This window comes from Streptomyces sp. CBMA156 (genome assembly GCF_014596515.1).
Classification (GTDB): Bacteria; Actinomycetota; Actinomycetes; order Streptomycetales; family Streptomycetaceae; genus Kitasatospora.
Genome location: NZ_MSJQ01000206.1, coordinates 1 through 9,154 on the forward strand (window position 1 = coordinate 1; position 9,154 = coordinate 9,154).

Here is a 9,154-nt window from a genome sequence, read left to right on the forward strand (position 1 = left end):
CCCCCCCCCCCCCCCCCCCCCCCCCCCCCCCCCCCCCCCCCCCCCCCCCCCCCCCCCCCCCCCCCCGCCCCCCCCCCCCCCCCCCCCACCCCCCCCCCCCGCCCCCCCCCCCCATCCTCCCCCCCACGACCCTCTTCCGATCTGCGCGCGGGAGTGCCGCGCCCGGGCCCGCCGCGACGGCATCGTCGAGGCCGTGCGCGAACTGGACGCGGCCCTGTCCCCGGACGCCCCGCCCCGGGGCCCCGGCGGCCACGCCCTCGTCCCGGCCGACGCCGTGCCGCTGCCGGGGGGCCCCGACGCTCCCGGCTTCGTCGCCGCGGCGGCCGGATCCGCGGACGGTCCCGGGGCCAGGGCTTCGGCGGCGTGGCAGGCCGGGCTGGTGTGGGTGCGGCTGGGCGTGTCGGAGGGCCTCAGGGACACCGCCGTCGCCCGGCTCGCGGAGCGCCGCACCGAGGGCACCCCGCTCCTGATGAAACAGATGGTCAAGGGGGCCCTGGCCGACGTACTGATGGAGCAGTTGGAGGCGGAGTGCGTGCTCGCCGAGTCCGACGCCCCGCCGGACGCCGCCTCGCTGGGGCGCCTGCACGACCGGATCACCCTGGCCGACCGGCTGCTGCGTCTTCTCGGCGCGCACGGCTTCACCGTCCCCGGCCCCGGCTGGGACGCCCATCTCTCGGAACTCCTGGCGGACGTCCACCGGGAACCCCGTTCCACCACGCACCCGGAGGAATCATGACCCACCTCCCCGCGCACCTGGAGGAGCTGCGCCGGCGCGCGCGCGGCTGGGCCGTGGACCTGCGGGCGGCGGCGCTGAGGCTGGACCGCGACCCGGAGGCCGTCCACGACCTGCTCCACCTGCCGGGTGTCGGCCACCTGGCGGCCCGGGTCAGGTCGGCGGACTCCGGCGACACCCTGGAACGGGCGGTGCTGGTCGAGGAACTCGCCCGCGGTGACGCCGGCCTGATGCTCGCGTCACCCGGCCCGTCGATGGCCGGCGTGCTGGTGGACGTGCTGGGCAGCCCGGACCAGCAGGACTGGTTCCGCGACCGGCTCACCCAGGGGCCGACCTGGACCTGCTTCGCCCTCACCGAACCCGAACGCGGCTCTGCCATCGGCGAGATGAGCACCGCGCTCACCCCGCTGGGCGACGGCTCCCTCCGGCTCGACGGCGCCAAGCGCTATGTCGGCAACGCCTCCCGGGCGTCGGTCGCGGCGGTCTTCGCCCGGGTCGCCGGCGCCGAACGGCTCGGGGTGACCGCCGTCCTGGTGGACACCGCCGACCCCGGCTGGACGGCCGAACCGCTGCCGACCCTCGGCCTGCGCGGCGTCCGGATCGGGGCGGTCGCGCTGGACGGCGTGCACGTCCCGGCGGACCGTGTGCTGGGCAGTCATCTGCCGCCGACCCGCCGCGGCATGTGGGGCATCCTCGCGGTCTTCAACCGGCTCCGGCCCAGCGTGGCCGCCATCGCCCTCGGGATCGCGGGCGCCGCGCACGACTACGTGGCCGAGCACCGGAGGGAGTTGCGGGGGGACGAGCTGGCGCTGTTCGAGGAGCTGGGCCGGCGGATCCACGCGACCCGGCTGCTCACCCACCGCGCCGCCATCGCCGTGGACCGGCGCCCGGCGGACGGCCACCTCGCCTCGGCTGCGAAGGCCCGGGCCTGCGAACTCGCGGAGGACGCCACCCTGTCGGCGCTCTCGTTCTTCGGTCCGGCGGCCCGCCTGGAGCATCCGCTGCTGGACAAGTACGCCCGCGACGCCCGGGGCGTGGAGTTCATGGAGGGCACCGGCACCATCCAGCGGCTCAACCTGTTCCAGGGCCTGCACACCGGCCGGGTAGGGCGAGCCGAAGCGTGCTGACACCGTCTTCCCCCGAGGACGCGGAGGTGTGGACGGTGCCCCCGGGCACGGCGCCGGGACCCGCCCCGTCCGCTCCCGGCGCGCTCCTCGACGACGAGGAGCGCGCCCGTGCGTCCCGCCCGCGGGGCGCCGTCCGCCCGTCCCGCTCCGTCACCGCACACGCGGCGCCGCGCACCATCACGGCCCGAGACTGGCAGCTCCCGGTCCGCGGCGACAGGGGAGAAAACTCCACCTCCATCAGGGAACTTTCCCCCGTGGCGGCCTGACGGTCCGTCGATAGCGTGGTGGTCCGAAGGCGGGTGCCGGGATGCCGGCCGGCCGGCGCTGTGACCACCCGGACCCGTCTTCGCCGATCCACCGCCCGGATGCAGGTCTCTTCGCGGAAGCCCGCGGGAATACGAGGGGAAAATCGTGGGAAACCGGAATGTGGTGACGAGGACGGCGCGGTGGAGCGCGACCCACCCGTGGTGGGCGCTGGTGATCTGGGTCGTCTTCGTGGGGATCGCGCTGGCCGTCGGCGGCGCCACCGGGACGAAGGTCGCCACCAACACGGACCTCTCGATCGGGCAGTCCGCGCAGGCCACCGCGATCGCCAAGAGCGGTGGCCTCACGCAGCCGCCGACCGAGGCACTGCTGGTGACCGCCCTCCACGGCGACCTCGACCGGCAGGCCGCCGAGCGTGCCGCCGCGGACGCGGCGGGCCGGCTCAAGGGCCTGTCCGACGTGGCCTCGACGGGCGAGCAGGTGCTGTCGTCGAACGGGCAGGCGCTGCTGGTCCCGGTGGTCATGACCGGTGACCAGGACACCGCTCCGGACCGGGTGCAGCCGCTGATCGACGCGGTGCAGAGCGCGCAGCAGGGACATCCCGGGGTGCGGGTCGAGCTGGTCGGCCCCGACACCGTCCGGGCCGCCCTCAACACGATGCTGGGCGAGGAGGTGGGGCGCGCGACCCTGCTGAGCCTGCCGATCACCCTGCTGGTGATGATGTTCATCTGCGGGGCCATGGTCGCGGCCGGCGTCCCCGTGGTGCTCGGCCTGTCCTCGGTGCTGGCCGGACTCGGCCTGTGGGGCGCCGCCTCCCAGCTCGTCCCTGACCCGGGAGCGGTGAGCGAGCTCATCGTGCTGATGGGCATGGCCGTGGGCGTGGACTACTCGCTGTTCTACCTCAAGCGCTTCCGCGAGGAGCGTGCCAGGGGCCTGGACAAGGTCGACGCCGTGGAGCTGGCCGCCGCCACCTCCGGGCACTCCGTGGTGGTCTCCGGCACCGTCGTGATCCTCTCCATGGGGGCGCTCTACCTGGGCGGGAACCTGGCCTTCACGGCGATGGCGACCGGCAGCATCCTGGTGGTGGCCATCGCGATGTCCGCTTCGCTCACCGTGCTGCCGGCCCTGCTGATGCTGTTCGGCAGGGCGCTGGAGCGGCCGCGGGTGCCGCTGATCTGGCGGCTCCAGGGCCGCGGGGACCGCAGCAGGGTGTGGTCGGCGCTGCTCCGGCCGGCGCTGCGGCACCCGGGGATCAGCCTGGTGCTGTCCGCCGTGGCGCTGCTGGCGCTGGCGGCTCCCGCCCTCAACCTGAAGCTGAAGGCCACGGGCGTGGACGACCTGCCCCGGAGCATGCCCGCCATGCAGGCCGAGGCCCGGCTGACGCAGTTCTTCCCGATCCAGTCCGACACCCAGCTGGTCGTGGCCCAGGTGCCGGAGGCCGGCGCCGGGCAACTCCGCACCGCGCTCGACGCGCTGGTGCAACGCGCCGGCCAGGACCCGCTGTTCACCGCCACACCCGCCCCCGAGATCATCACCTCGCACGACGGCCGGTACGCCTCCGTCGGCATCGGGACCCGCCTCAGCAGCGGTTCCGCGGAGGCCAGGGAGTCCCTCAGCCGGCTGCGCGACGACCTCGTGCCCGCCACGGTCGGGCAGGTGCCCGGGGTGAAGTGGGCGGTCGGCGGCAGCGACGTGGCCTACGACGTGGACTACCGGGCCCAGGTGGTGGACAAGATGCCGTGGGTGCTGGGCTTCGCGCTGGCCCTGACCTTCGTGGTCACGGCGCTGGCGTTCCGGTCGATCGTGCTGGCGTTGGTGACGGTCGTGCTCAACGTGTTCTCCGCGGCGGCCTCGTTCGGGGTGCTGGAGCTGGTCTTCCAGCACACCTGGGCCGACGGGCTGCTGCACTTCCAGTCCACGGGCAAGGTGGTGGCGTGGCTGCCGCTCACCCTGTTCGTCATCCTGCTCGGACTGTCGATGGACTACCACGTGTTCGTCGTGAGCCGGATCCGCGAGGCGGCCGCCTCCGGGCTGTCCGTCCGTGCGGCCGTCGAGCAGGGCATCACCCGCTCCGCCGGCGTGGTCACCGGCGCCGCCCTGGTGATGATCTCGGTGTTCGCCCTGTTCGCCTCGCTGACCTTCATCGAGATGAAGCAGCTGGGCGTGGGCATGGCCTGCGCCGTACTGCTGGACGCGACGCTGATCCGGATCGTGGTCCTGCCCTCGGTGATCGCCCTGCTGGGCCGCTGGGTCTGGTGGCCGTCCCGGCTGGAGACCCGGTCCGAGGCGCCAGCCGGCCCGGTCGTGCGGGAGGGCGAGCCGGTCGGCGTCCCCGCCCGGGCGGCCGCGGGGGAATCGGTGTGAGACGTCGCGTGGGGCGGGTACCGGACCTGGTCCGGTACCCGCCCCACGTGCGGTCAGCGCGAGAGCGACGCGTCCTGACTGATGATCGCCTGGTAGAGCCGCTGAAGTTGGCGGCTGGGCAGCAGCCCCATCTCGTCGTCGAGCTGCTTGCGGGTGCGGTGGAAGGTGTCGATCGCCTCGGACTGCCGGCCCGTCCGGTACAGCGCGAGCATCAACTGCTCGCTGAACCGCTCCCGTTCGGGGTGTTCGGCGTGCAGCTGCTTCAGCTCGGGTACGACCGCCCCGGCCTCGCCGGCCTCCAGCTGGGCGGAGATCAGATCCTCCTGGACGAGCCTGCGCTGCTCGTCGAGGCGGAGTGCGGCGGCACGACAGCGCTGCCCGTCGCCGACGTCCACCAGCGCCGGGCCGTACCACATGGCGAGCGCGCCTCGGAGCAGCTCGGCGGCCTTGTGCGGCGACAGCCCGATCAGGCTGCGGCCCTCCCTCGCCTGCTGCAGGAAGCGGTTGGCGTCGAGCCGGTCCGCGGGCATGTCCAGCACGTAGCCGTTGCCGACGGTGCGGACGACGCCCTGGTCGGTGGCGTCCAGTCCGATGCGCCCGAGCGATCTTCTCATCCGGGCCACGATGCCCTGGAGTGAGTTCCGCGTGTTCTTGAGCAGGGTCTCCCCCCACAGTTCGTCGATGAGTTCGTCGAAACTGACCACCTGGCCCGCACGCAGAGCCAGGACGGCCAGCGCCATCCGGACCTTCTTGGCATCCAAAGCGGCGGATTCGATTCCGCTTACAGCACGCAGCGGTCCCAGCATTGTTATGTACATGGAATTCCCCCGTGTCCCAGCGGCGTCCAAGGAGGAGCCGAATCAATGGGTGGCCTGGCGCTCGAACATTACATCCGAAATCAGATGGGACGCCAAGGCACCAGCGCGATTTCCGCGGTGCACCGGAGCGTCTTAGGGGGTGCCTTGTCCCGCCGGCGGGACAGGGCGGGGCGACCGATACCGCGGCCGCAAAGAAATGTATAGGAGCGTATGGCCACTTTTGGACATGTCTACCGGCGAGTATTCACGGGCGGTGGACGACTTCACCGGCACCGGTCGGACGGGATTGGCCGATCCGCACCGAATACCATGATGATTCCAAGATCATGGATCTTGAAATGCGGGCATTCCACCGCGCAACGGTGAAACGGGAACGCGCGGTGGCGGAAAAGTGCCTGGTGGAGAGCCGGGCACGCGACTGGCGGGGGAAGCGGAATTGACTGCAATCGAGAAGTGGAACGCAGGCTCTCGGATCCTGATGACGAAGGTGGGGCTGCGGGTACCCGGTTCGGTGTCGTTCGAGGACTGGGAACGGGCCGGAGTCGGCCTCGCACGCATGGCCGATTCCTCCGCCTGGTGTCTGGGCGACTGGGTGCTCTTCGGCCGCAACCGTTTCCCCGACCGTTACCGGTGGGCCATGGAGGCGGCGGGGCTGGATTACCAGACCATCCGCAACTACGTCTGGGTGGCGCGGCGATTCGAGCCGCCACGGCGCAGGGAAGGGCTCAGTTTCGGCCACCACGCCGAGGTGGCCGCCCTCACGGACGGCGAGCAGGACCTCTGGATGGCCCTCGCCGAGTACCACCAGTGGTCGAGGAACCGGCTGCGTTCGGAGATCAGGAGCGGTCGCCAGGCCGATCCCGAACCGCGTGAGACGGCCTCCCTGCCCCGGATGGTGGTCGACCGCGACCGCCTGGGCCAGTGGCAGCGAGCGGCCGAGCGCTCCCGGGTGACGCTGGGGGAATGGGTGGCCAGCCAGCTCGACTCGGCCGCGGCGGAGCTGCTGGGACGGCCGGACGCCGAGGCGGACGGGGCTCCCGGCCCCGGCCTTCCGCAGCACTCCGAGGCGCACTGACCGGGCGTCACCCGAAGCCGGGACGGTGCCCGTCACCCGTGCCGACGTGAGCCGTCGAGGAACACGTCGGGCACTCGGTGGGGCACCGTTCCCGTGCGCGGGGGCGGTGGACGTCCGCGGGGCCGGCGGGCGCCCGCGGGGCCGGGCCGGCCGGTGAGCCGGGGCCGCGGGTGGAACGTCCGGGCCGCTCGGGAGGCCCTGGCGACGTCACGTCAGCATGGTGTCAGCGCCCGGTCAGAGCTGCCGTGGAACCTCGTAGCTGTCGACGTCACGACGTACCGCCGACGGCCGGGAGCTTGCCATGCCTGTCATATCTGCGCCGCACGAATTCGACGTCAGCGATCTGTTCGTCGATCTGCATCCGATCTTCGCCCGACACCTCTACCTCAAGGTGGAGGGGTTCAACTTCGCCGGATCGATCAAGCTGAAGGCCGCCCGCGAGATCGTGGCCCAGGCCGAGGCGGCGGGGGTCCTCGGCCCCGGCTCGACCCTGGTCGAGTCCTCCTCGGGGAACATGGGCGTCGCGCTCAGCATGCTCGCTGCCAACCGCGGTTACCGCTTCGTGTGCGTGACGGACTCCCGCTGCAACGAGGCCACCCGCCACACCATGCAGGCCTTCGGCGCCGACGTCCACGTCATCACCGAGGCGCACCCCACCGAGGGCTACCTCGGCGCCCGGATCCGCTACGTACAGGAGATGTGCGCCGCCGACGAGAAGGTGGTGTGGCTCAACCAGTACGAGGCACCGGGCAACTGGATGGCCCACTACCGCACCACCGCGCCGGCCATCGCCACCCGCTTCCCCCGGCTCGACGTCCTGGTGATCGGCGCCGGCACCACCGGCACCCTGATGGGCTGCGCCCGCTACTTCCGCGAGCACCGGCCCGACGTGCGGGTGGTCGCCGTCGACGCGGTCGGCTCCGTCACCTTCGGCGGGACCCCGGGCCCGCGGCACATCCCCGGCCTCGGCACCAGCATCAGGCCGGGGCTCCTGGACGAGTCCTTCGTCGACTCCGTCGTCCACGTCGACGAGGCGGACACGGTGCGGATCTGCCGCCGGCTGGCCGCGCACGGCTACCACTTCGGCGGATCGACCGGGACCGCGGTCGGCGGCGCACTCGCCTGGCTCCAGGAGAACTGCACCGACCGCCGCACCACGGCCGTCACCATCGCCCCCGACCTGGGCGAGCGCTATCTCGACACCCTCTACGACGACAACTGGGTCCGTGGCACCTTCGGCGACACGGCGCTGGCCGGCGACGAGGAGCGGAACGAAGGGCAGGCAGCGCGATGAGCGTGTCCCCCGGCAGCAACCTGCCGCTCACCGCGGCGCAGTCCGAGATCTGGTACGACGAGCAGTTCGCGACCGGGCCGCTCGGCTACGCCATGGGCGACTACGTCGACCTGCGCGGCCCCCTCGACCAGGAGCTGCTGGGGCGCGCCCTGCGACGGCTGTCGGTGGAGGCCGAGGGCCTGCGGGTGCGTTTCACCGAGCACGACGGGGTGGCCCGCCAGTCCGTCGCCCCGGTGGCCGACAGCCCCCTCCCGTTCGTCGACCTGAGCACCGAACCGGACCCGGAGGCCGCCTCCGAGGCGTGGATGCTCGGCGACCTGGACCTGCCGATGAAGGCCGCCGAGCCGCCGCTGATGCGCACCGCGCTGCTCCGCCTCGGCCCCGAGCGCCACCGGCTCTACCTGTGCATGCACCACATCCTGTCCGACGGGTACAGCCGCAACCTGGTCCACCCGCGGCTCGCGGCGATCTACAGCCACCTCGCGGCCGGCGGCGACGAGGCGGGCCTCGCCCCGTCGGCACCGCCGCCGTTCCGGCTGCTGCTGGACGCGGAGAGCGCCTACCTGGACTCGCCCCGCCTCGCCAAGGACCGCGCCTACTGGACCGCCCGGCTCACCGCCGGATCGCCCGAGCCGTCCTCGCTCTCCACCCGGGAACCCGCCCCCGGTCTCGTCGCGCTGCGCCGCACCGAGGTGCTGGACGCCGCCGACGCGGACCGGCTGCGCGCCGCCGCCGCCGCGGCCGGGGCCACCCCGGCCGCCCTGGTGGCCGCGGCGATGGCCGCCTACGTGCAGCGGATCACCGGCCTGGAGGAGCCGCTGCTCACCCTGCCGGTCACCGCCCGGGTCGGTGCGGCGGCCCGCGGCGTCCCCGGGATGGTCGCCAACTACCTCCCGCTGGCCGTGCCGGTCCGCCACGGCGCGACCCGCGACCGGCTGCTGCGGGCCGCGTGGGTCGAGATCGCCAACGCGCTGCGGCACCAGCGCTACCGGGGCGAGCAGATCCGCCGCGACCTCGGCCTGCGCACCGACGACCGGCGCCCGTTCGGGCCCTTCGTCAACGTCCTGGACCAGGACCCGGTCCTGGAGTTCGGCCCGTGCCGGGGTCAGGTGGTGAACCTGTCCACCGGCATCGTCAACGACCTGATCCTGACCGTCCTCAACACCGGCGACGGCTCCCTGGAGCTGCACCTGGACGGCAACAGCGAGCTGTACGACGGTCACGAGCTGGCCGCGCACGCGGCCCGGTTCCGGGCCTTCCTCGGCGCCTTCGCGAGCTGCCCGCCGGACACGGTCGTCGACCGCCTGGACGTGGCCCTGCCCGGGGAGTCGATCGGGGTGCTCACCGGTCCCGCCGCCGACGCGGCGCTGCCGGGCGAGGCGGCGAGCGACACGGTGGCGCTGGTGCGGGCCGCGTCCGCGCGTACGCCGGACGCGGTCGCGGTGGTCGACGGCGCCCGCCGGCTGACCCGCGCCGAAC

7 protein-coding genes are annotated in these 9,154 nt (G+C 73.2%); 6 read left to right on the forward strand and 1 reads right to left on the reverse strand.

The annotated features are described in order from the left end of the window. The first annotated feature begins 193 nt into the window (after positions 1 to 193). From BU198_RS17090 to BU198_RS17100, 3 genes are all read left to right on the forward strand, one after another. Positions 194 to 736 (forward strand): hypothetical protein, encoded by a 543-nt coding sequence (locus tag BU198_RS17090; RefSeq protein WP_317620165.1) that lies wholly within the window; start codon positions 194 to 196, stop codon positions 734 to 736. Then, positions 733 to 1,860: an acyl-CoA dehydrogenase family protein gene (locus BU198_RS17095; RefSeq protein WP_188297713.1), complete on the forward strand. Its 1,128-nt coding sequence runs from the start codon at positions 733 to 735 to the stop codon at positions 1,858 to 1,860. The genes BU198_RS17090 and BU198_RS17095 overlap by 4 nt, the downstream gene beginning before the upstream one ends. A 411-nt stretch (positions 1,861 to 2,271) precedes the next feature. Beyond that, positions 2,272 to 4,488, forward strand: coding sequence for an MMPL family transporter (locus tag BU198_RS17100; protein ID WP_188297714.1), 2,217 nt, complete (start codon positions 2,272 to 2,274; stop codon positions 4,486 to 4,488). A 53-nt stretch (positions 4,489 to 4,541) separates the two neighbouring features. Here the strand turns inward: BU198_RS17100 and BU198_RS17105 are convergent, their stop codons facing one another. Further along, positions 4,542 to 5,249 carry an AfsR/SARP family transcriptional regulator gene (locus tag BU198_RS17105; protein WP_223244517.1) on the reverse strand — a complete coding sequence of 236 codons (708 nt, stop codon included), beginning with the start codon at positions 5,247 to 5,249 and terminating at the stop codon, positions 4,542 to 4,544. A gap of 535 nt (positions 5,250 to 5,784) precedes the next feature. On the opposite strand from BU198_RS17105, the gene BU198_RS17110 reads away from it, so the two are divergent. The 3 genes from BU198_RS17110 to BU198_RS17120 all read left to right on the forward strand — a co-directional run. Then, entirely contained in the window at positions 5,785 to 6,381 is a 597-nt protein-coding gene (locus BU198_RS17110) for an LmbU family transcriptional regulator (RefSeq protein ID WP_223244518.1), read from the forward strand. 301 nt (positions 6,382 to 6,682) lie between these two features. Continuing rightward, positions 6,683 to 7,675, forward strand: a complete 993-nt coding sequence (gene sbnA, locus BU198_RS17115) for a 2,3-diaminopropionate biosynthesis protein SbnA (protein WP_188297716.1) — start codon at positions 6,683 to 6,685, stop codon at positions 7,673 to 7,675. Next, positions 7,672 to 9,154 (forward strand): condensation domain-containing protein (locus BU198_RS17120; protein WP_223244519.1); only part of this gene is annotated, 1,483 nt, incomplete at its 3' end. The genes sbnA and BU198_RS17120, both read left to right, overlap by 4 nt.